The organism is Shewanella waksmanii ATCC BAA-643 (assembly GCF_000518805.1).
Lineage (GTDB): Bacteria > Pseudomonadota > Gammaproteobacteria > Enterobacterales > Shewanellaceae > Shewanella > Shewanella waksmanii.
Map to the genome: position 1 here is coordinate 1 of NZ_JAEH01000012.1, position 24050 is coordinate 24050.

Annotated in this window: 15 protein-coding genes and 2 pseudogenes; 9 read left to right on the plus strand and 8 right to left on the minus strand. The window is 45.4% G+C overall.

Going from position 1 to position 24050, the window contains the following annotated elements; all coding sequences use genetic code 11:
• Positions 1-264: pseudogene (locus tag L865_RS0107460) on the minus strand (transposase); the annotation flags it as partial.
• An 86-nt stretch (positions 265-350) separates the two neighbouring features.
• Here L865_RS0107460 and L865_RS26010 point away from each other — a divergent pair.
• From L865_RS26010 to L865_RS0107505, 9 genes and pseudogenes are all read left to right on the plus strand, one after another.
• Positions 351-791, plus strand: coding sequence for a DUF2971 domain-containing protein (locus L865_RS26010; protein ID WP_281171110.1), 441 nt, complete (start codon positions 351-353; stop codon positions 789-791).
• Positions 792-1025: 234 nt separating this feature from the next.
• Positions 1026-1290 (plus strand): annotated as a pseudogene (locus L865_RS25865) (transposase); the annotation flags it as partial.
• A gap of 1027 nt (positions 1291-2317) precedes the next feature.
• Positions 2318-2911: a DUF7010 family protein gene (locus L865_RS23315; RefSeq protein WP_051484503.1), complete on the plus strand. Its 594-nt coding sequence runs from the start codon at positions 2318-2320 to the stop codon at positions 2909-2911.
• A gap of 213 nt (positions 2912-3124) precedes the next feature.
• Positions 3125-3370, plus strand: a complete 246-nt coding sequence (locus L865_RS0107480) for a hypothetical protein (protein ID WP_028772667.1) — start codon at positions 3125-3127, stop codon at positions 3368-3370.
• 228 nt (positions 3371-3598) lie between these two features.
• Positions 3599-3994, plus strand: a complete 396-nt coding sequence (locus L865_RS0107485; protein ID WP_028772668.1) for a GFA family protein — start codon at positions 3599-3601, stop codon at positions 3992-3994.
• Between the two features lie 89 nt (positions 3995-4083).
• Positions 4084-4728, plus strand: a complete 645-nt coding sequence (locus L865_RS0107490) for a DUF4386 family protein (protein WP_028772669.1) — start codon at positions 4084-4086, stop codon at positions 4726-4728.
• Positions 4729-5240: 512 nt separating this feature from the next.
• Positions 5241-7400: a family 16 glycosylhydrolase gene (locus L865_RS23320; protein WP_051484516.1), complete on the plus strand. Its 2160-nt coding sequence runs from the start codon at positions 5241-5243 to the stop codon at positions 7398-7400.
• Positions 7401-7554: 154 nt separating this feature from the next.
• Positions 7555-8259 carry an aspartate/glutamate racemase family protein gene (locus L865_RS0107500; RefSeq protein WP_028772670.1) on the plus strand — a complete coding sequence of 235 codons (705 nt, stop codon included), beginning with the start codon at positions 7555-7557 and terminating at the stop codon, positions 8257-8259.
• Positions 8260-8360: 101 nt separating this feature from the next.
• Positions 8361-9434 carry a bifunctional transcriptional activator/DNA repair enzyme AdaA gene (locus L865_RS0107505; RefSeq protein WP_028772671.1) on the plus strand — a complete coding sequence of 358 codons (1074 nt, stop codon included), beginning with the start codon at positions 8361-8363 and terminating at the stop codon, positions 9432-9434.
• An 82-nt stretch (positions 9435-9516) separates the two neighbouring features.
• Here the strand turns inward: L865_RS0107505 and recD are convergent, their stop codons facing one another.
• The 7 genes from recD to L865_RS23335 all read right to left on the minus strand — a co-directional run bounded on the left by recD (position 9517) and on the right by L865_RS23335 (position 23902).
• Positions 9517-11487 carry an exodeoxyribonuclease V subunit alpha gene (gene recD / locus L865_RS0107510; RefSeq protein ID WP_028772672.1) on the minus strand — a complete coding sequence of 657 codons (1971 nt, stop codon included), beginning with the start codon at positions 11485-11487 and terminating at the stop codon, positions 9517-9519.
• Positions 11484-15263: an exodeoxyribonuclease V subunit beta gene (gene recB / locus L865_RS23325; RefSeq protein WP_051484504.1), complete on the minus strand. Its 3780-nt coding sequence runs from the start codon at positions 15261-15263 to the stop codon at positions 11484-11486. Before recB ends, recD begins: the two co-directional genes overlap by 4 nt.
• Positions 15263-18874 (minus strand): exodeoxyribonuclease V subunit gamma, encoded by a 3612-nt coding sequence (recC, locus tag L865_RS23330; RefSeq protein WP_051484505.1) that lies wholly within the window; start codon positions 18872-18874, stop codon positions 15263-15265. Before recC ends, recB begins: the two co-directional genes overlap by 1 nt.
• A 162-nt stretch (positions 18875-19036) precedes the next feature.
• Positions 19037-21067, minus strand: a complete 2031-nt coding sequence (locus L865_RS0107525; RefSeq protein WP_028772673.1) for a transglutaminase TgpA family protein — start codon at positions 21065-21067, stop codon at positions 19037-19039.
• On the minus strand, positions 21064-22056 hold the full coding sequence (locus L865_RS0107530) for a DUF58 domain-containing protein (RefSeq protein ID WP_028772674.1): 993 nt from the start codon (positions 22054-22056) through the stop codon (positions 21064-21066). The genes L865_RS0107525 and L865_RS0107530 overlap by 4 nt, the downstream gene beginning before the upstream one ends.
• 8 nt (positions 22057-22064) lie before the next feature.
• Complete coding sequence (locus L865_RS0107535) at positions 22065-22973, minus strand: AAA family ATPase (protein WP_028772675.1); 909 nt, start codon at positions 22971-22973, stop codon at positions 22065-22067.
• A gap of 173 nt (positions 22974-23146) precedes the next feature.
• Positions 23147-23902, minus strand: coding sequence for an EAL domain-containing protein (locus L865_RS23335; protein ID WP_051484506.1), 756 nt, complete (start codon positions 23900-23902; stop codon positions 23147-23149).
• Positions 23903-24050 lie beyond the last annotated feature (148 nt).

The following is a 24050-nucleotide window of genomic DNA, read 5'->3' on the forward strand; positions in this document are numbered from 1 at the left end:
TGCAAAGTACACGGCGGCCTCCTTTAGGATATTTCTCTCTTCGGTTACTCGACGTAACTCCGCCTTGAGCTTACGTATTTCGTCTTGTTGATTATCAATGGTGACGTGTTGCTTTTCTGGCTTATCAAACTTGTTAATCCAGTTGTGCAAACTTTTGGGAGTAACGCCTAATCTCTCTGCCACATCGGCGATCTGGTGACCACGTTCTGTAACTTGTTTAACGGCTTCGATTTTAAATTCGTCGGGATATCGTTTTCCGCGCATGTAACACCTCATATTTTTGGTTCATTATAACTCTATGAAGTGTCTACTGTTCTAGGGGCTTACCACTATCTAAAGTTAGAGGAATTCTGTGCTTTAGTGGTAACTGGAATAACCCAGTTCAGTGGTCTCATTATGCTTCGAATCATGGGGGAATTTGCTTAGGTTTTGAAGTTGATGACAGTTTGCTATCCGCAGTTAATTATATCGAGGCTAGGTACGAGAAACCTGCAAAATTTGATGAAGACTTCATGAATAAACTGCTCTCATCCAAGTTTGAACACTGGCGATATGAAGATGAGTATCGAATGTTTGTAGATTTAGAGTCTATAGAAAGGGTAAACGGGCTATATTTCCAAAAGTTCGATTCAACACTCAGGCTAACAGACATATTTATCGGTCACTCAGCATCTGTTGATAAAGAGAAAGTATTAGATTTTGTTGGGGAGAATGAGTTAAGTATTCGAATAGTTAAGGTTAGACCTGCCTTTAAGTCTTTTAAAATTGTAGTCGACCAAAGGAGCGCTTAACAAAATTTTTAACTCGGATTCGCAAACGTGTGCCGAGTTAAGTAAACATATAGACACCCATAGTTAATGTCGTAAATGATAACCTCCGACTATGCCTGATTTGCGCATATCACAAGGAGGTTGCATGCAAAGGCCTAGACGAACCCTCATTGGTCTCGAACTCTTATTAATAAGATGATCCTACGACCACAGTTGCAGTCGAGCGGTAGGACGTGCGGTCTTTTACAATATTGAATAGCCGATGACGACCAATACACCAGCAAAAACTATGATCGTCGCCGTGGTTGGGTAGAAGCTCAAACCTTGAAACTTACCGAAGTATTTGCCATTGACGTGGTGGCTTATGCAATCTTGTTGATAGACAGGAAGCAACCACCTTCATCTCGTCCTACATAATGATGTAGAGCAAGTTAATACCAGGCCGGATAGGAATGTGGTACTGCAATGGCATAAATTGTTTAAAGGAACAGGCTTAACACAGAAGTTTGCTATAGGTGATTAATAACGGCTGGCTTATTTTTCCAAAAGAAAGGCCGAATGACCTATTCTGCAGTGCGCTGTTTAACGTTATCACATACAAGGCAAACGAGGACTAAGCAAAGTGTATAAAACCCAATCATTCCTAGCGCCATCGCACTATTTTTGTTCCACAACATGTCAAGAAACACTTCTACTTCGCTCATTTTTACCTCTTCATCATGCCAATAGGAGTTAGTGATATTTATTCGCTTTTAGTGATGCATATAACTTTTAGTGATGCATATAAATAGTCACCTGATATCAACTACCAACAATCATATCGAGTGGTTAGCTGATTTAGGGTCGCGAATACTAGCAGAAAAAGAGTAATAAACCATCAAAAAATAGAATTTAAGCTCTAATTTTGGTGTTTGCAAGATGATACTTAACAATGCTGTGGCCAGTTATTTATAAGTGCTTATGATTGTTAACAAATGAGCTGATTATGTTACTAGGTGAGATACCATCGAAGGCTTGGTTAATTTTAAACATAAAACATATAGACACCAACATAAAACATATAGACAGCCACAGTTAATGCTGTAAATGACAAGCTGCGACTATGCTTGATTTACAGACATAACAAGGTGGTTGTGAGCTAAATCTGCAACGCTCCATGAGCTGGCGTGCAGCCCAATTCAAGTAGGGTGTTACTCTTTTACTGTGACTCCCTAGACACTCCCATCACGACGACGCCCACATCGACGCCCACATTAAGTCGCTTGCAACTCGCTAGGAGCAATTGCCTATTTCGTGGGAACAATGACAACCTAACCCTAATCACGATTTTCCCAGTTGAGTTTTCCCAATTAAGTTCTCCCGCTTGAGCTTTCCTGCTAGGGCTTTCCCGCTTAAGTGCGGTGGATTTTTCACTGCAAAAGTAGCTTGATGACAATTGTCATAATCTATTGATGACTTTTGTCTCTGATGTTGTTTTGCCTTTGCATCAATAATATATCCAGACATTAAACATTAAGCATTAGACATTAAACAAGGGACAAATGGACATGGCCAAATCACTGGAGCAGTATCGTGAAGAGTATAAGCAAAAGAAGTTAATCACTATGCCTATTGCAGGCGCGATTGTTTGGCTGCTACTCGGGATCACCGCGCTAGTAGTGCCTGCTAAGAATATGGTGTTACCTGTGTATATTGGTACGGGTTGTATTTTTTATCTCGCACTTTTTATTTCTCGTTTTACCGGTGAAAAATTACTGGTTAAAAAAGATCAGCGCAATCCATTCGATACGTTATTTCTGTATACCTTAGGTATGTCATGGTGCGCGTTTGCAGTCGCTATACCGTTTGGATTAGAGAACTATACCGCAGTGCCAATGGCCATTGGTATTGTGTCTGGGCTCATGTGGCTACCTATATCATGGTCGTTAGAGCACAACGTTGGCATTATTCATACTTTGCTTCGTACCGTACTTATCGTCATCGCTTGGTATCTCTTTCCTGAGCAGCGCTTTATCGTGATTCCATTTGTCATCGTGTTTGTTTACGCTATTAGTTTGTATCAGTTGCTAAGCCGTTATCAGCAAGTCAAAGCGCAGAATATGCCAGCAATGCAGACACCGGAATGCAGTGAACAGGCATAGATTATGGTATCAATCATCTGCACTTATGCTTTGTTTGAGTATTGATAACGATATTGCATGCCCCATAAATTTAGGCCGAGTTCACAATGCCGATACACAGTAATATTCATGGTTTAGGGTGATATTGGGAAATCTAATTGATTTTATGATTAATAATGGCAGGTATTATTTGTTATCTTAATTAGATGTTAGTTTTTAATTCAAGGATTGATTATGTCTGCCGGTACCGATCTCGAAACATCAAAATTACTATTTGAAGCAGTTAAAGTCATGATTCCAGTTCTTACTGCATTTCTAACTTTTTATGCGGGCGGGATTGGAAAGTTGTGGGAGAAAATTGGAAGTACATTTGATAGACAAGATATCGTTTGGATCTCCGTTATTAGCTTTTTTTCTGTATCATCTTTAGGTGCGTGGGCATTGACTCTAGCAGGCGCAATTGTGTCTACATCTGGTTGAGATGGGATAACAATTCCTTTTTCTGCCAAAGAGGCAATCATCGTTGCCAGAATATCAATGGGTTTAGGGTACTGGCTCTTTGTCTGTACATTGATTTGCTCTGGATATTATTTCTTAAAGTTATCAGCAAAGTTAAGTAGAGCTAACACCAGTTTTAAACCGAACTAGAATAGTTGGGTCGTTTCGGCCGTTTGGCAGCGAGTTAACAAGCTAGGAGATACTGCAGGGATGTTTAAAGTGATTGGAAATACTGATATTCAGCTGAAACATAAGGCTAGCTGCCATTGTGGGTCTGTTGAGTTGGAGCTGACTTTACCCAAAGGGGTAGAAAACCCCAGGCGCTGTGATTGCTCTATTTGCCGAAGAAAAGGCGCAATTGTTGGTTCTGTAGCACTCAGTGGATTACGTGTCGTCAAGGGCGCTGATGTGCTGAAGTTATATCAGTTCAATACCAATACGGCTGAGCACTATTTTTGTTCCAACTGTGGTATTTATACTCATCACCGTCGCCGTTCAAATCCTAATTTATTTGGTTTTAATATTGGTTGCCTAGAGGGCGTTAACCCTTTTGATTTGGGCGACATTGTTACTGTAGACGGCGTGCATCACCCAGCTGACAGGTAATCATTACCACAGCTACTGGTAACTGAATTGGCAAGCAGATGCAGTGCTTAGCATTGTGTATAAAATTCTCATTAACACAGAGGTCAGTTGTGAATAATTTGCAAAGAATAGGCGGTATTGCAGCGCTTTTAGAATCGGTTATTTACGTATCCGCTTTTCTGTTTTTTGGCCTGTTTTGGGATTATCCAGCTGGTGCGGATACAGCGGTGCAATTTGCCTATCTAGCAGAAAATCAGCTGGCGTTTTCTATTGTCAATCTGGTCATGTATGTCATGTTTGGCGTGCTTTTAGCCGTATTAGTGCTGGCGCTTTATCATCGCTTGAATGAGCGTAGTCCAATCCTGTCACAGCTAGCCGCCATATTTGGCATAATATGGGTGGCTTTAGTGATTGCCAGTGGCATGATTGCAAAAATTGGCCTAGCGACGGCCTTAGATTTGTCGACTAAGGATGCTGAGCAGGCGATGACAGTATGGCGCGCCATCTACTCAGTGGTAGAAGGCCTAGGCGGAGGCAACGAAGTTGTGGGTGGTCTTTGGGTGGTGTTGTTGAGCTGTGCAGCACTAAAAGGTTCGCAGTTACCGAAACTGCTCAACTCCTTTGGCATTTTTGTAGGTAGTGCTGGGATTGCGACTATGTATCCTGCCCAAGTGCTCACTGAAATATTTGGTATAAGCCAGATTATTTGGTTTGCATGGCTTGGCATGGTTATGCTGAAACCGAGTAAAGCCTGAAAAGAAGTAAATACCGCTCGATAAGGGTAGGGGGGAGCGGCTAATATTGCCCATGCTGTAGCACTCTGTTCAGTAACTTGCATCAGTACTTTGCATTAGGAGACTGTATTAGTACCTTTTTTCAGTGGCTTTTTCTGAAATATGATTCAGCACATTAGTGATAACTCACAAGTAAAATCATCACGCTTTCAATCGACATGCGGTTAAAATTTAGCCAGATTAGTAGCGAATCATGACCAATTTAGAGCGGTTTAATAGCTTCACATCAAAAATAATTTCTCACCATCAATATTAGTAACTGCTTATTATAAAAGGCTTTCCATCTTTATAACGCCTCTTGTGTAATAGAGTTGTAAATAAAGTGATTGATCTTTGTTATTTGGTCATTTAGATTCAAATGTAAGCGCTTACATTTAGAGTTGGCGCTTTTTGTGTGGATTTGATGTAAGCGCTTACAGGTGTTTGGGGTCATCAAACCTTTTGAATTTAAGTACCCAATTGAGGCTCAAATAATGAAAAAAAGTTCGTGCGCACTCAAATACTTCACCGCTAGCGCGATAGTGATAGCGCTAGCTGGGTGTAATGACTCCGATTCGGTTACCGAACAAGCTGCTGATACGCCGCCAGTGTCTACACCAGCCCCTACGCCCGGCTGGACGTTAGCATGGAGCGATGAATTTGATGGTAGCAGCATCGACGATAGCAAATGGACTCATGAAGTGAATTGTGATGGCGGCGGTAATAACGAAGCCCAATGTTATACCGCAGAAGCTGAAAATTCATTTGTTACCGATGGCATGCTAAATATTGTTGCGCTTAACGCGGCTGCTGGGGCCGACAAGCCGTTTACTTCGGCAAGGCTAGTGACTAAAGATAAGGCTGATTTTAAATATGGTCGCTTTGAAATGCGCGCTAAATTACCCAGTGGACAGGGCAGTTGGCCAGCGTTTTGGTTGTTACCCACTGACAATGTGTATGGTACCTGGCCACTATCGGGTGAAATCGATGTGATGGAAGCGGTTAACCTCAAAGTTACCGATGCTGATGGTATTGAAGAGGCGCACTTGCACGGCACGCTTCATTACGGTCGCCCATGGCCAAACAATGAATATTCAGGTAAAGAATACCTATTAGATAACAACGCTAATCCGGCAGATGATTTTCACACCTATGCAGTAGAGTGGCAAGAAGGCGAGATCCGTTGGTATGTTGACGATTATTTGTATGCTACCCAAAGAAAAACCCAAGTTGTTTACAATGAAGATGAGCAAGCAGTGGGGCTTGCGCACAAAGGCTGGTTTACCGAAGTACTCGATACGGCCACAGGTGACAGAAATGTGGTGCTAGGCAATGAGCCATTCGATCAAAAGTTTCATATTCTGATTAACTTTGCGGTGGGTGGTAATTGGCCCGAAGCTGTTAACCAAACCGGCATAGACGCGAGCGCTTTTAATGAAAACAATGCCTACCAAATCGATTATGTTCGAGTGTATCAGTGTGAAGCCGACTTAGAGACCGGCGCAGGCTGTGAAACGCTGCGGGATGGGTACGATAGCCTTGATGATGCGCTCGTAGAAGGCAAAGCGCCAGCCCCTATTGCGCCATCCGATGGTATTGCACGGGATTTAGCCATTTTTGACGGCTCAGCTAACCCTGATTGGCCAGCATGGGATTGCTGTGGTGGCTCGACGCCTGAGCTGGTTGACGATGCAGACAAGGGTGCGGTGTACAAATTCATGGTTGGCGCAGAGCCCACAGTTAACGGTTTTATTAGCCGCGCTGAATTTATCACCGATCCACAAGGCGTTGCTTCACCTTTTGATGCGTCGCCTTTGGTTAGTAGTGGTACGTTAAGCTTTGATTTAAAAGTTGTATCTCAACCTATCGATGCGAGCTCAACATGGCTGGTAAAAGTTGAAAGCAATGGCGGAGCGACAGCCGTTGAACTGGCGCTAACAGCGAGCCAAGAAGGCGCGGCACCTGTGGCTGGTCAGTGGCAGACTTATACCTTTGCGTTAAGTGATTTAGCCGCGGCAGGGCTAGATTTAAATGGCATTGATGTGGTGATGTTTTTCCCTGCATGGGGCACCGGCGAAGGGGCTGAGTATCTTGTGGGCAATGTTAATATTGCCGATGCGGAAGCCACAACTGAGCCAGTGTCATTGACGATTTTTGCCGATGATATTAACCCTAATTGGCCGCTGTGGGATTGCTGTGGTGGCACTAGCCCTGAAACCGTATCAGATGATGCTGAGCATGGGGTTGTATCGCAATTTAGTATTGGTGCAACGCCAACGGTGATGGGGTTTATCAATCGTCCCGAATTTGGTGGCAGTGGATTGCCATTTGATGCCAGTAGCTTGCTAGATAATGGCGTGCTGCAATTTGATTTGAAAATTGTTAATGCTACCCAAAATGCAACCACACCATGGATGCTAAAGGTTGAATCTAATAATGCTGCAACAGCAGTTGAGCTTGAATTAACCTCATCTAACGAAGGCATGGCGCCAACAACTGAATGGCAGACTTTCACCTATGGGATTCAAGGATTGGCCGAAGCTGGCTTAGATGTGTCGGCGATAGATGTGGTGATGGTGTTTCCTAAGTGGGGCGAAGGGGAAGGAGCAGTTTATCGTATTGATAATGTCACTATGAGTGAGGCCAACGAGTAACAGCTCTTTCTACTGGTGAGATTTATACTTGATAAACAGATAGTCAGTGTGGCGATGTCTAACGCGTTCGGTACTAAAAATCGCGCCTTTTCTTTAGCCAACGATATGGCTAATCTAGTGCTTTAAATTAGCGACCTATCAACGGAGATCACCGATGCGTACTATTGGCCTAATTGGCGGGATGAGTTGGGAGTCGACCCAAACGTACTATCAGTTGATCAATCAGCAAGTTAAACACCAGTTAGGTGGCTTACACAGTGCTAAAGTTCATTTAGTCAGTGTTGATTTTGCCGAGATAGCTAAGTTGCAACACCAAGATGATTGGCAAGGCGCGGCTAAAGTCTTAGCCGCTGCGGCGCACTCGCTGGAAAAAAGTGGTGCTGAGATATTGCTGATTTGTACTAACACCATGCATAAAGTTGCCAACGAAGTGGTTGAAAACGTGGCGTTGCCACTATTGCACATTGCTGATGCCAGCGCTGAGCAGCTGATAGCAGACGGTATCGATTGTGTTGGCTTACTGGGTACACGCTTTACCATGGAACAAGACTTTTATAAGTCGCGGCTTGTTGAGGGTTATGCAATGGAGGTGCTAATACCTAACGAGGCACAAAGAGACCAAGTTCATAACGTTATTTATGACTCACTGTGCCAAGGGCAAGTTAAAGCAGAAGACAGGCGAGCTTATTTGGCGATTATTGATGATTTAGTTAAGCGCGGTGCTCAGGCAATTATTTTAGGCTGTACTGAAATTGGTTTATTGGTGGCTCAGTCCGACACATCCATTCCCCTTTACGATACCACGGCAATTCACGCCAAAAGTGCCGTGGCATGGGCGCTGAGTAAAGAGACTAATTAGCTGAATTATAAATATAAAAAATACTTGTTCAATTTTCGGTTGCCACAAAATTGTTGTACACGTTACCGTGGCTTTAATCCTTAGTGTTGATGGCAAAAACTATGTTAATTACCGAGCAGCAAACCATTTCCACCTATTATGATGCCCTCATTAATCGTGAACCTAGCTATGTAGGCACTTTTTATGTCGGGGTGAAAACCACCTCAATCTTTTGCATTGCGACCTGCCGTGCTCGCAAGCCTAAATTACAAAATGTTGAGTTTTATACGCAGTTTAAAGAAGCGTTAGATGCAGGTTATCGTCCGTGTAAAATCTGCAAACCCACAGAAAATGCGCAGGCTGCACCTAAACAAGTTGAACAAGCGATTATGCTGGTAAAAGCTGATTTAAAGCATAAAGTGACCGATCAGCATTTGCGTGAACAGGGCATTGCCCCAGAATTTGTTAGGCGGTGGTTTAAGCAGCATTACGGTATGACATTTCAAACCTATCAGCGTATGTACCGCATCAATACCGCCTTTGAAGAGCTCAAAAAGGGCAACACGGCCACTGATACCGCTTTTAATGCAGGGTTTAATTCACTCAGTGGCTTTGGCTATACCTACAAGCAAGTAGTGGGGCACTCACCTAAAAGCAAAGCGGATAAACAGATTATATTAATCAGCCGCTTAACCACACCCATTGGGCCTATGTTTGTTTGCGCGACAGACAAGGGGGTGTGTTTACTCGAGTTTGTTGACAGACGCATGTTGGAAACCGAGTTTAAAGACCTGCAAAAGCGCCTAAATGCACAAATTCTGATGGGTGAAAATCAACATATAAAACAGCTTAAACAACAGCTCAGCGAGTACTTTGCTGGCAAACGGTGTCAGTTTAGCGTGCCACTCGACACGCCAGGTACAGAGTTTCAGCAGCAAGTTTGGCAGTGTTTACAGACAATTGACTATGGCACCACGGCATCCTATCAACAGCAAGCTGAAAAGATAAACAATCCTAAGGCAGTTCGCGCCGTCGCTTCGGCGAATGGTTTTAACCGTATCTCTATCGTGATCCCTTGCCATAGGGTGATAGGTAAGGATGGGTCATTAACAGGATATGGCGGCGGCTTGCCGCGTAAAAAGTGGTTGCTGGAACATGAAGCGCGTTTTGCCGCTGAGCTCAATGGTGCTAACTAAGGCTAAAATACATCATTAAAGTCACTGTCTTGCAAAATCAGCCGCCTGCCGTATTACGCGGCAGGCTTGATGTGAATCAGCGTTAGTTTGACCATAAACGCATTGCTAATCCAGATGATCGTTTGGTGGCTTGCAGGCAAGCACGTTCAAACACTTGTTGGCTACCTAGACAGGTAAAATGTTGTTTAGCCCGGGTAATGGCGGTGTAGATAAGCTCTTTGGTTAACAAGCTTTGCTGGGCTACGCTTGGCTTTGGCGGCAATACTAGCGCCACCTGCTGAAATTCACTACCTTGGCTTTTATGCACGGTCATCGCAAAACAGGTATCGTGTTTTGGTAACCTTGCTGGCAGCACTTTCAACACACTGCCATCTGCTTGAACAAAATGCGCCATAAGGCGATGTTCGCTATGGGCACTGTCGGCAATGATTAATCCAATATCACCATTAAATAATCCCAAGTTGTAATCATTACTTTGAATGATCACAGGTCGGCCTGCATAGAACTCTTGATTGGGCTCAATTAATTTGGCCTGTTTTAGTGCCTGGGTAATGGTTTGGTTGATACCTTCGACACCGTATTCACCGACGCGCATGGCACATAGCAACCGATATTGGTTATAGCTATCGATAATTTCACTGACATCAACCCCATTATCTTCACCGCCAGTGGCTTGTTGTATCTGCTGCAAGTAGTGGCCATATTGCGCTACTGCCTGAGATTGGATCTGCTGTAAGCCTAAGTTGATATCATTTTGCTGCTGATGCTCAATCCACAATAGCTCAGCATAGCCGCGCTGCCATACTTGCATAATCGCTGCTAAATTGGCTTGGTTAACCGCGCCCGCGAGTTGACCAATACCAGCATCGCCTTTAAATCGATGGCTGTGCATTAACATACACAGGCTGTCTCCTAGTTTGGGCTCATCATGGACAAAATCATTGAGGTTGGTTTCAGTGACATGGGATAAATATTGCGCCTGTTCACTGCTGTATCGCATCTGCCAATAATTATGCTGCTGACCTTGTTCATCGGTGTAGGATTGTTTTAAACCTGCACAAATATCTGCGAGTACCGCGCCAGCTTCCACCGAGGCTAATTGGTCTTGATCGCCAAGTAAAATCAGCCTTGCATGGGCTGGCAGGGCTTGCAGCACTTTGTGCATCATAGGAAGATCCACCATAGATGCTTCATCAATCACCAGTAAATCAAGACGCAGGTGATTGTCTTTATGGTGGCGATATTGATGTGAGTTGGGAATTACCCCTAATAGCCGATGTAAAGTGGCTGCATCTTCGGGTACCGCGGCCATCTTTTCCAGTTCGAATAGGTGGCCGTAACTGGCCAACTCAGTCAGTAAGCGTGCTTTTGATGCTTTTATCGACTCGCTTAACCTTGCTGCTGCTTTGCCTGTGGGGGCGACCAATTTGATATCGATATCTTGATGCTGAGCCAATAAAAACAGCAGTTTAGTGACGGTAGTGGTCTTACCGGTGCCCGGTCCCCCCGTAATAACCGCCAGTTGTCGGTTAAAAGCGGTGGCGGTAGCGATTTTTTGCCAGTCGTATTGTTGATCGCTAGCAGCAAACAGTAATCCCAGTTGCGTGCGCAGTTGTGCTTGGTTTTCTACTGCTACTGGCGAAGATGCCAACCGATTGAGGGTGTGGCTGACATCCATTTCAAACTGATAATAACGCTGCAGGTACAAATATTGACCATCGAGTACCAATGGCGTTTGTTGATTGTCGCTGGCCAAACTCACGGCTTGGTAGCGGCTCAGCTGCTCGGTTAACTCAGCTAAGTTAGTCTGTATTTGGCATTGACTACGCTGCTCTGTAAATGGGTTGGCAAAGTCAATAAAAGCGAGCGGTAAACAGGTGTGTTGCTGAGATAGCTGCCGGCTTAGTAGCGCGCAGATGACTTCAAACAATGGGTCGCTGTCATCATGTAGCGCCCGCATTTGCAGTGCGAAGTGGCGGTCTAATGCGGTGAGCAAACGCTCCGATTCCCACTGTTTCAATAAACTGTCTAGCGGTGCTTGTAGGGTTATCATAAAGGCAGCTCCGTTTGTGCTTGCTCTAACTGAGCTTGCCCGTTGTTAGTGTCATTGGGGGCGGTATCACTATTTGAATTATGTGGATCATTCGCGTGATCGCCGACTTCAAAAAGTTGGTCAATGGCTAAGATTAACTGGCGATCAGGCCTGTCAAAAAATACCCCAGCTTGGGGCTGCTGACACGACATGCCGCGTAAAAATAGATAATAACAGCCGCCGATATGCGTATCGTACTGGTAGCCAGGCACCCTAAGTTTTAGGTAGCGGTGCAGGGCAACGATGTAGATGATGTATTGCAAGTCATAGCGGTGTGAGGCAATCGCCGCGCCCATGTATTGGTGCTGGTAGTGAATAAACTGATTGCCTAAGTGGTTAGACTTATAATCGGCGATATAGAACTGATCTTGGTATTCAAAAGTTAAATCGATAAAGCCTTTTAGCATGCCAGTTAAGTCATCAAAGTTAAGTTGCTCGCTATAGCCGTATTGCTTAAGCAACCGATTGAGCGCTGTTGCGGTGAGTCGCGACAGCGGCAGATAAAATTCCATCTCAACAATACGTTGTGTCTCGCTAATATCGGCAAGGCGCGGGCTGACCGTTGAGTGCGCACTGATAAGCGGTGTGTGAATAATATCGTTATACCAATTGAGCAATGGCGTATACCACTGCTCTGCAATGCCGTAGCGCTGCATGGCTATGGGCAGCTGCTCTGGTAACTGCTGTTGCGCTTGGGTAAAGTCAATGAGCTCTAGCACTAAGTGCATGAAGCTACCAGCGTTAGCGCCACGCTCAAAACTGAATCTATCTAAACAGTCGTCTTGACGGTCTTCAATGATTTCAGTTTCTGGAAATTGTTCATCGCCGGCACCGACACTAATGTGTTCGTGGGGGAGGTTTTTCACTAATCCTGAATAGCTGCCCACTCGCCACGGGGTGCCACTTTGATAACTAACAGCTACCGGTTGAAGCTGCGTTGGGCTTAGGTCAGTTTCAATTAATACCTGCGGCTGGCTAAAAGCATCTACAAGCTGAAGCGGCGCAACACTGATAGCATCGCTTATCAGCGTTTGTACAGCGGCATCAAGCTGTAAAGCATCACAGTTTTTATCGTTAATACCTAACAAGTATCCGATTGCTGTTTGATGTAACTGACTATTGATGCCTGCCCGTTTGGTCACTCTGCTGTGGTTTGCAATATACAGGTAACAACCCAGTACTGGGCGGGTGAGGGCAACATACAGCAAGCGTAGATCTTCGGCTAAGGCTTCCTGTTTATTCAATGCCCAGCCATCGTCTGTTTGCTCAATATCCCAAATTAACTGGTTATCTTGGTGATACAACATGGGCGAGGGTTTACGGCGGATGTCACGACTGAGGCTGACAAATGGCACAAAGCACAGCGGGTATTCCAGCCCCTTACTTTTATGAATGGTGACGATTTGCACTAAGTTTTGTTCGCTCTCTAAACGCAGTTGCGCTTCTTCACTGCCATTATTTTCAAGCAGGGCTTGTTCATACCAGTTGAGTAACGCACTAACTCCGTCTATTTCGGTGGATTTTTGCTGCAATAATTCACCTAAGTGACGAAAATCCGTTAAACGCCGTTCACCATCGGGGGTTTGTAGTACCCGCTCGATAAGCTTGGTGATACTCGCCATACTCAGTAGTGCAGGCATAACACCGCGCTTTAACCACAGTTGGTGTAGTTCGGCAAATTGACTCAGTAAAGTCTGCCTGACTTCTTCATCTTGATTAAAATTATGGATTGCTTGTGCATCATAACCCAGCAATGACGTCGCTAAGGCGCTGCGCAGTGCGCGTTCATCTTTGGGATTGGCCATGGCGGTGAGCAGTAACGCCAGCTCTTTGGCTTCAACGGTGTCAAATACACTATCGCGGCTTAAAAACACCGAGCCAATATTACGCTTGCGCAGCGCATCCCTAATGACCTGCGCTTCATGACGATCACGCACTAAAACCGCAATATCTTTGGCAACCAGCGCGCGTTTATTCGCAGCATCGCGGTGGCCATGATAGCAGGCGCCTTGGGCTGCTTCGTTGAGCAAACGGGTAATTTCATCGGCGACATCATTACCGATATGCTGCCTTGCCGTGGTTTTGTTAAGGCCGACTTCCTCATCTTCACTTAGCACTCTCACCCTTAATGCACTTTGCAGACCGCTTGAATCGGTTAAGCATTTGCTGGCCGCGTTGGGAGCTGATTTAACCGAATCGAACGGGATAGCTTGGTTAATAAACGGGTTGTCGCGCAAACTAAATAACTGATTGACCGCTTGAACCATACGCGCGCTTGAGCGGTAGTTGGTGTCTAAGCTATAACGCTCGGCAGTTTGCTGACGGGCATTAATATAGGTGTGGATATCTGCGCCGCGAAATGCATAAATGGCTTGTTTGGGATCGCCAATCATTAGCAAACTGAGCTTGCCGGTTTGGCTGTTTTCTATGCTGTTGTCGCTGCTACTGCCTTGGCTTGGCTGAGCTTCTATCACAGCGGTTTGGCTGTATATGCTGTTAAAAATATTAAACTGCAGCGGATCGGTATCTTGGAATTCATCAATTAACCCCACCGGAAAACGCTTAGCGATGCTTTGAGCTAATCGATTGCTCCCGCTTGCCTCGCTTGACTGAGTTAACGCACCCGATAGCGTGAGGAGGAGATCGTCCGGCGACATAAGGTTACGCTGCTGTTTATCTGCATAAAAGCGCTGGGATATTCCCGCTCTGGCAGCGTATAAAAAACTGGGGATTAGCCCATTGATGTAACCCAATAGATTGTCAATATGTGCCAGCAGTGGTGCATCATTGACGCTTGGGATTTCGCCACCTTTATTAAGCTTTAATCCAGATAGTGCCAGTCCTTCTAAGGTTTTAGTGGCGGGCAGGCTAAGCTGACCAGCTGCTTGAGTATTGGCAACCCAGTTGTCCATATTGTCGAACATGGCGGCTAACTTAGGATAGTTATCGGCTTTTTTACCAAAACGAGTACCGTTAAGCGGCAAGCTGTGGAGTAAGGCTTCGGTGGCGGCTTTCTCTCGCGGCCAAATCAGTTGCAGGCGGCTTAAACATTGACTGAGCTGTTCGCTGGCTTTAGTAAAACTTGCCGGCTTAGGTTTTGCTTGTGCCTGATTGGCGCCAATTAGTGCCCGTAGCTGTTTACTTAACGCATCGGGATCGGCAAATTGCTTTTGAATTACCGCGGCAATGTATTTAGGTAGCGGATAGCAGGCTTCTCGCCAGAAATCACGTACGGCATGATGCAGATACTCGCCATCATCTAAGACAAATTCAGACTCAAACAGCAATGAAGACTCGAAGGCCATATCAGCCAAGATACGCTGACAAAACCCATGGATGGTATATATGGCGGCTTCATCGAGGGATTTGAGTGCTAAATCTAAATAACGCAAGCTGTTGGCACGGTGCTCTGGTAGGGTAGCGTCGTACAATTGGTTAATGAGTTCATCTTGTACCGTTAAACCGATAAAGCGTCGATAGGCGAGCTGAATCTTACTGCGAATACGATCGCGTAACTCGCCCGTTGCCGCATTGGTAAAGGTCACCACCAATATCTGCTCACAGCTCAGTGGCTGTTCTATATCATGACCGAGCAACAGGCGCAGGTATAACCCCGAAATGGTGTAGGTTTTTCCTGTGCCGGCACTGGCTTCAATCAGCCGATTGCCGCCAAACGGTAAGGTTAGGGTATCGAGTGTTTGCACGGTTTGCGCATCGCCTATTTGAGGATGTGACATTAGCGCGCCTCCTGCACTGTGGCTGCAGTTTCAGCTAAAGCGTTATCACTGGCAGCTTCAACAAAATCGGCAAGTTCATCAAGTTTACCTTTGTGATAAAGGCTTAGCAGTGGTTGCAGCAGTTGCTGCGCAGTGGCGCCAAATTCAGTTTCAGTAAAATCATCGGGGAAAGTAAACAGTCGCTGAAAATGCGGCTCGTATCCTTCACCTAAGCCAGTTTGTTCATCTTGCCACTGACTTTGGGCACTCAGCAGCTTTTCTTGGTGATCGCCTTCTGCTTCAACATAAGCCAAAGCAGTACGTGGCATAAACAGTAAGGGTGCTGCCTGGCCATCAATAAAGTACTGCAGCCACAGGGTTAACTGTTGCTGAGCTTGGGCGGCAGTGATAGTTGCGAAGCTATGGAAATGACCAATATCAAGCAAGTAACTGGCTTTAGCACTGACTTGGCTGCCCATGGCACAAATGCAAAGATGCCGCAGGTATACTCGAATAAGATCGCGGCCATTGGCGGTACCGGGCCTATGATTGACTAGCCCTTTAGCACTGATGTCATCGATACGACCAACTAAGGTGACCGCTGGCTGCGTGGTCAATGGCAGGCTAATGGTCAGGTTATGACTTTGTTCGCCCTTTAAATACAAGGTGCGGCCGATTAGCGGCTTAATGTCGTGCAGGTATTTATCTAACAATAACTCATCAAAAGGGGCTAAGGGCAGGTGCCCGGCCTTTTTAAGTTGTGCTAACAAGCTGGCATTGGGCTGGGGTTCGCTACGGGCGATGGCATCTTCGATTAAAGTAGATTGGATTTGATAGCGACCCAATGGATTAATATCAAACGGCTCATCGTTATCGTCTTGCTGGATATTGAGGTTAAGATCTAACTTTAAGGCACGATTAAAGAAGTACTGAGCAGGGTTGCGGAAAAAACGTATAAGGGCTGAAAGCTCGACTTCAATTTGATCGGCGGTCACATCGCCAGCAAGTGGGCTTTGCATCTCTTGCCAGGTTAACGCCTTAGTTATAAATTTGCCTTTAGTACTGGTACTGGGATCGCTTCTCCCGTCTGAGTGGTTATTGATTGCTGCTGGGCACCACTGGTTAGAGTGGCTTAATTGCACCTCTGTGGCGGCTGAGTGGGCCTGGTTGTCGCGGCTGTCAGTATTTAAAAATAACCGCTCATCAAAGGGTTGCAGTGGTTGGTGCTTAATAAGTTTGGTTTTAATTGCGGCTTCAATGGCATCAATATCTTGCGGTGTCACACTGTCGTCGGTCAAAGCTGCAAAGGCTTGGGGTAGGTAACAAAGCTGACAATACTCAATCAGTTCAGAAACCAACATTGACGCGATACGTTCTGAATTGTCGCGCTCGCTATTACCTATGTAGCTAATATAAAGTTGTTGCCGGGCACTAAGAAGGGCTTCTAAAAATAGGTACCTGTCGTCCAATCGGCGCGAACGATCGCCTTTGCGTGGGCCATGTTGCGCCACAAGATCAAACCCCACCGGATGCTGTGTTCTGGGGTAAACACCATCGTTCATACCCAGTAAGCAGACCAGTTTGAAGGGAATAGAGCGCATTGGCATTAGGGTACAAAAGTTAACGCTACCTGCAAGGTATCGCTGGCCTACACGGGACTCACTTAACGTGCGTTTAAACCAGTTTTGTACAATCTCGATCGGTAACGGACTGGTATGCCCAGCGTCTTCTATTTCTTGCTCTAACTTACTGATCGCCTCGCGAATGGTTTGCAGCTGAATTAACTCTTGCTCATCGACATCATAAAGTGCGTCAAGCAACTCGGTGAGTTGGCTGACCCTAGTGGATATCATGCATTGTTCGGCCAAGGCTTCTTTATAGTGATCAATAGTTTCAATGAAGTTGAGCAATTTCCCCAGCGCTTGGGCGGACTGGCCTTCGATACCATCAAAGGGCAAGCTATCTTGATAAATATCGCTGTTATCACTGAAGCTGTAGCCTAGAATCAGCCGTTTAATACCAAAGGTCCATGAGTTTTGTTCAAACTCCGGTAGGGTATATTCGCGGCGGCTTTGACTGTCGCGCCCCCAACGTACGCCCGCTTCTTCTAACCAGCGGCGCAGTAATGCTAGCTCATCAATATCGATATCAGAGCGGCGCAACACGGCGGGGACTTCTAAAATACCCAGCAGTTCGCTCAACGAGAATCGACTTTGATTGATGGCAAGCAAATGCAAGAAGCTGTTAATGAGTGGTGATTCCTGCGCGGCGCCTCTATCTGCGATTGCATAGGGGATATAATGTTGCCCTTGTTTTGCGCCAAATACCGCGTCGATGTATGGGGCGTAACTCGCCACATCAGGCATCATGATCACAATGTCTTTTGGCCGCAGAGGCTGTTCATCATTAGCATGTCGAGACAGCATATCGAGTAGATGGTCGTGCAGTGTTTCTACTTCGCGCAGTGGGCTATGACAGCTGCGTAGAGTTAAGGAATCATCGGTGTCGGTGAGTATTCGACGGCCTGATACACTGAGGTAGAGTTTGGTATCGGGTCCTAAGGTTTCACCGCGAGTGGATAGCTGTAATATATCATCTTGGATTCCACTGAGTAGGCTGTCACCCGCGGGTGCTTGGTAGGATTCAAAATTGAAATTGGTGTGCGCTTCAGGTAGCTCTAAAATAAGATCGAGTAGTTCACGTCCCATTTTGCCGTTATTGGCTAAAATAGGGTTACCCACCTCCAATTTTTCTTCCCAGCGTTCACTTAACTGATATTTATTTGCGAAGGTCACCGCCATGCGTGCGCGTACTTTAGGGTCGACAATATCCCCCCAGTAGTGCTGACACGGGCTGAGATTAAACATCACAACATCGATACGTTTAGCCAGATGATAAAGTACGTCCAATGTTTGCGGTGCCATCGACGAGATACCAAACACAAAGAGTCGTTTGGGAAGCCCTGCAAGAGACTGAGCTGGATCGTCTAATGCATCAAACAGCGCTTGGTGTAAATTGGCGCGGTGATATTGGCTTTGGCCTAAAGCATGCTGATTAAAATCGATGAGCGCCCGCCATAGGATTGGCTGCCATGCTTGGGCAGCGGACAGCTTAATTGTTTGTTCATCTTGCTGCTCCCAGGCCGATATCCAGTCCGGTCGGTAAACGAGATACTGGTCAAAAATATCAGCAATTTGGCCGCACAATTGATAAGACTTAAGCGCCGCTAACTGCTGTTGCCGGTTGCGCTCGGCATTGCTTGAGGGTTCAGCTTGTTGGCTGGCTAAGTAGTCAGCCAATGGGGCGAATTCGGGTTTATCCAATAGTTGCGGCAATAGCTCCATTAATTTCCAGGTCATGGCCGCTTTGGTAAAAGCATTCTCTTTTGGTACATCATGTAATAGTTGATGACAAAGCTGCCAAATAAAGCTTGATGGCAGTGGGAACTCAACTCCAGCCGCAATGCCATTATGCGCAGCAATTTGAAGACGTAACCATGTCGACATCCCGGGACTTTGTACCAAAATTTGCTCTTGCATCAGTGTTGGCATATCAGGGTGCCGGGTTTGCAAGGCTGCAGAGAGCTGCTTTGCTAGCTGCTCCATCTGGTTGGATTGTACGAGATATAGCATGGTTGTCCTTTTTACGGCGCGGAATAAATACTGCGCTGAATGTACGCGAAACGAGTGCTTTAACCTATTGTATGGGTTTAGTTTATGAAGTCTATTGTCTAATCAGTAAATCTATTGATTTGCTGATTATTGCGGCGTTCTGTCACTATCTACAATGGCGTATTAATCGTTCTTAGCGACAGACTTACTCTTAACTATGGCTAATTTGAGGAGTCGGTGTTGCTTTTTTAAACGCTGGCTTAAGTGCTTGCGAGCATTGGCGGATAAAGGCTTATACTTGAGCGCCGTGTAAGTTTGAGTAAATTCAGACAGTGGACTGGCTAAACTCGGCATTGTTTGCGCGACACGTTGCATATATTGGTTGGGCGCTTCACTGGTTTGTCGCGGCAAACCGCGTTTTTGCAGCATATTGCAGATTTGAGAATAGCGCTGCGTGACAGGATCTTTACTACGGGTAAAATTGATTAAGCCAATGTTATAGGCAATGATGAGCCCGGTAAAACCGATGACCGCTAAGATAAATAGTGCTAGTTTCACAGGGGTTATATTACCGAGCAGGTCTTTTAATAGTTGCTGCTGGGCGTCATTGTCAAAGCCTAGTACCCATTTGCTCCAATAATAATCAATGCTCGCCAAAGACATACGCAGATTGTCCAGCAACGGGAACTGCCTTAAACGTAGTGGGGTAAAGGGACTATCAAGTAAGTAACTTTCCTGAGGATTAAAAAACGCATCAAAACCATCTTCTACTCGCTCTGGGGCGATCATTGCCGTTGGGTCAACTCGCACCCAACCTTTGTCTTGCAGCCAAACCTCAACCCAAGCGTGAGCCATATATTGGTACACGCTTACATAACCCGCACTGCGGTTATATTCACCGCCTTGATAGCCAGTGACCATGCGGGCAGGAATACCCGTGGCGCGGGCCATAAAAGTCAGCGCGCTGGCGTAATGGACACAAAATCCAGCTTTATTTTCCAGTAAAAAGTCATCTATCTGCTGGGGGCCGACGGCCGGGGGACGCAAGGTATAAAAATATTGTTGTTGATTGAACATTGCCATCATGGCATCGATACGCTCGGCTGGCTTAGGATAGCTGGTTTTAAACTGCTGAGCTAACTGCCAAGTTCGCGGGTTACTCGACTCTGGCAGTGCAAGGTTGGTTTGTCTTACAGGCTTAGGCAGTGAAGCGTCCATTTTAAATGCTGGATAACTACGGACTGCGTACTGAAATTTCTGATCGACGGATTGAAAATTGTACAGTCGGTAGTCAGGCATGTTGATGATTTGACTATTGTCACTGTAAGCGACATCTAAACCATAGAGCCAATGCTGTTTACTAGGCTCCGCGATGATACTGTAGCTTAGGGAATCACCTTGAGGCGCCTTACGGTAGTTATTACCGTACATTGCGGCATCTTGCAGCGATTGAATACTCGTGTCTTGAGTCCACGTGGCGCCATCATAATTTTCTAACACAATGGCGCGCCAATAAAGCTCGGCATTGCTGGGGCGTTGGTCGGTGAATGTTGCTCTAAATGCCAGCTTAGCGGAGCGTGTGAGCTCCTCAATATTGCCAAATGCGACTTGATCAGACAGCCCGGTGGTTGCAGTGTTAAGTTTAGGTACCATCCAAATGGGTGGCAAACGCGGCAGGACGATAAACAGCAAAATGGCGACTGGAATACTTTGTAATATGATCTTAAACCCAAGCTTACTTGCGGGTTTTACCGATGAGTTAGCGCGGTACAAGCTGACCAAAACAGCGGTGTTAATGCCAGTTACAAAGGTTAAGTGCAGTGCAAACCACAGGCTTTGCTTTTCAACAAATGTCATCGCAATCAAAAAATAGCCGACCAACACCACTACTCGGACATCGCGGCGTTGCCGCATTTCAATGAACTTAAGCGCGTAACCTAGCGTCAGTAAATTGATTAAGGTATCGAGCATACCGATTTGGCTGCTAACCAGAATTAAAGTTGATGCTGAGCCTAGGGCGAGTATGGTGACTAAATATTTAGGTGGCTTGGCCACTTTGCCCAAATAGATGCCAAGTTGCCATAAAAAACAGATGCCGCAAATTGCCAGACTCCAAGGGGTCATCTCGCCATATAGCGGGCTAAGTACGGCTATATTAACAATTAATAGCAGCAGTTGACTGTTACGGGTGATCAGTTCCTGTTGCATCTTCATGACGCACCGCCGCTTGATTGTTGACCGTAGGTCGCTAAGGCGGTTAAACATCTTAGGCGGTGATTTTCGCCGCTATCAGGGTTAATTGTCTGCGCTGTTAGTTTTAAGCCAAATGTCTGCTTCTTACGGCTTAGTTGGTCGACACACCAAGTTAACTCTCCGAGTTGTGTTTCAATATCTTTGCTGGTGTCGGTTGTTAATGCCAGCCATAATGGGGCGCCTTGAGGTTGTTGAAACTGCTTAGTCAACATGCCTTTACCTTGTGCCCATTGTTTCCATGCAACTTGCCTGAGGGATTCCCCAACCACATACTCTTTCAAACCATGGTATTCATCAACGCCTATGATTTGTTTTCCTTGCAGCTGCTCACTTTGTTGGCTTTGCTCATCTAATGCACGCAGACTTGCTTCGGTTTTAATGGGTTTTGGAAAAACAATTTGTTGATTATCTAGATCTAAATGTGACCAGGTTCGGCATAAACCCAATGGGTAGCGAGAACAAACTTTCAGCCTGCCGGGGTGCACATAACCGCGCTTCTCATTTGCCAAAGGCACCAAGGTTTGCATGGTGGTGGCATTAACCTCTGCTAGGGTAACTGTCGTGTTTTCTGGGTAGTTTACTTGTAAATCAAATTGTGGGTATTTCGCCGAAACCTCTATGGCATAAAGTAGTTTTTCACCCGCATAATTTTGCGGGCTAGGTTTGGCGGTAAAGTGAATGCCAGCGAGATTGCGATAGCTATAAATAATGCAGGTATTAAATACGCTTAGGAGCAAAAAGGCTAAGCCAATAATTAGGTTGTTTTGATAATTAGTACCAAATATAAACAGCAGTACCACTAGCATTAACCAGATGACACCAAAACCCGTGGGTAAAATGAAAATACTCTTATGGGCGAGAGTGATGCTCTTTGATGCAGGCAAACGCCGCGCCAGCCAGTGACGAAACCATTGATTCAACCTAGATTGCTTGTTGGTGGTTATCGCCATCAGCGTCACTACAAAATAGGATTGATACTGTTAAGTAAGGTCATCGACAGGGCCTCGCCTTGTTGTTGACTCGTGTGCCGGATACGATGCTCTGCTACGGCTGAAAAGACCGCCTGGACATCTTCAGGTACCGCGTAGGTACGGCCTTCAATATAGGCCCAAGCTTTCGTGGCCTGCAGCAGTGCTTTACTCGCCCGCGGCGATAACCCATAGCCCTCATCTAAATTTCTTGAGCCTTCAACCAGAGCTAAAACATAGTGCAGTAGTGCATCAGAAACTGATATTTGTTCTACTTGTTGCTGCATCTCGCTTAAGGCCATTGGAGTGATACACTGCGGTAATGGCTTATTAGGCGGGTTACTTTTACCACGTAACATGGCAAATTCAGCTTCTTTACTGGGGTAACCAATAGATAAACGCATCATAAATCGGTCGAGCTGAGACTCAGGCAGTGGAAAAGTCCCAGATTGTTCGACCGGATTCTGGGTGGCGATAACAAAGAAAGGTGACGGCAGGTAATGGGTGACGCCATCTACGGTAATTTGTTGCTCAGCCATTGCCTCTAACAGTGCTGATTGGGTTTTGGGGCTAGCGCGATTTATCTCGTCACTTAGGATCATCTGTTTGAAAATAGGACCGGGGTGAAAAACAAATTCGGACTGATTTTTGTCAAAAATCGATACCCCTAAAATATCGGCAGGTAGCATATCACTGGTAAACTGAATTCGTTGATAACTCAGACCTAAGCTTTGCGCTAATCCGTGTGATAGGCTGGTTTTCCCCATTCCCGGTAGATCTTCAATTAGCAAGTGCCCCTTAGCCAAAATGCAGCTCACTGCAAGCTTTATTTGCTGCGGTTTACCGATTAAAACTGTGGTGAGTTGCTCGAATAAAGTTGTTAAAGCAGTATGAGTCATCCATGTTCCTAGCATTGATTACAACAATAAATCTTAGCTGGTTACTCGTGTTCAATGGCGAGTATTTGAGCGTGAATTCATTGTGTAGCTGAATTAATCAGCCTGTTAATTGGCAATGAATTTTAATTACTCATTTTACTATGCGATATAACAATCAAATGATCCACTAATATTCAGCTAACAGAGCACAAGTTTACCGCCTGGGGTACGGCAATATTTTCATTGAGGATTTTTTTTAATGCTAGTCTAGACTGTGGCTGAATAAACCAGGGTTTGAATAGAAAACCTTGTACTAAATCTACCCCTAATTCACAGGCCATTTGCAGTTGTTTGTGGGTTTCGGCGCCTTCTAGCACCGTTTGTTTATGGCTGGCTTTAGCGTAGTTGAGTAAAGCGATGAACAGTTGTCGCTGTTCTGGTTTATCGAGTAGTTGCAACCAGCTGATATCAAATTTAAGGCAATCGACTAGGCTCAACAGCTGCAGTGATAGCATAGAGTGTGGTGCACCTATGTCATCAAGTGCGACACCTATTTGTTGTTTCTTTAGTTGCGCCACCAGTTTTTCTGAGCGCCGAGCATCGCTGATGCAAGTGTTCTCAATGATCTCAACGGTAGTGGCTTCTCTGCTGCTAAGCAATGCAAGCATTGCCGGCGTATTGTCTGTGTCTAACGCATGGGGGTCGATGTTAAGAAATAGCGGCAGTTTGGGTTTGCTCTGTTCGATTTGTAGCAATTTAGCGTGGTACTCCACTTTAGCGAGTTGCTCGTCTTGGCTATGAAGTTGCTCAAAGATTTGATTCGGCGGGGTAGGGACTCCCTGTTGGTCATAAAAACGAGATAGTGCTTCATATCCAGCGATTTGTTGCGTTGCAGTGAAAACCAAAGGCTGGTATTCACATCCCATACTCAGAGAAAGTAAATTAAGCATTGCTTGCCAATATCTAGATGTTATTGAGAATTATTAACATTTATATCAGGTTATCTATTAAGTTAATACTCTTCTTTTAATATCTGATTTAAGTGGCTAAATATTCTACTTATTTAGCCGTTTTTACCATATGATATATCTGGGTTTT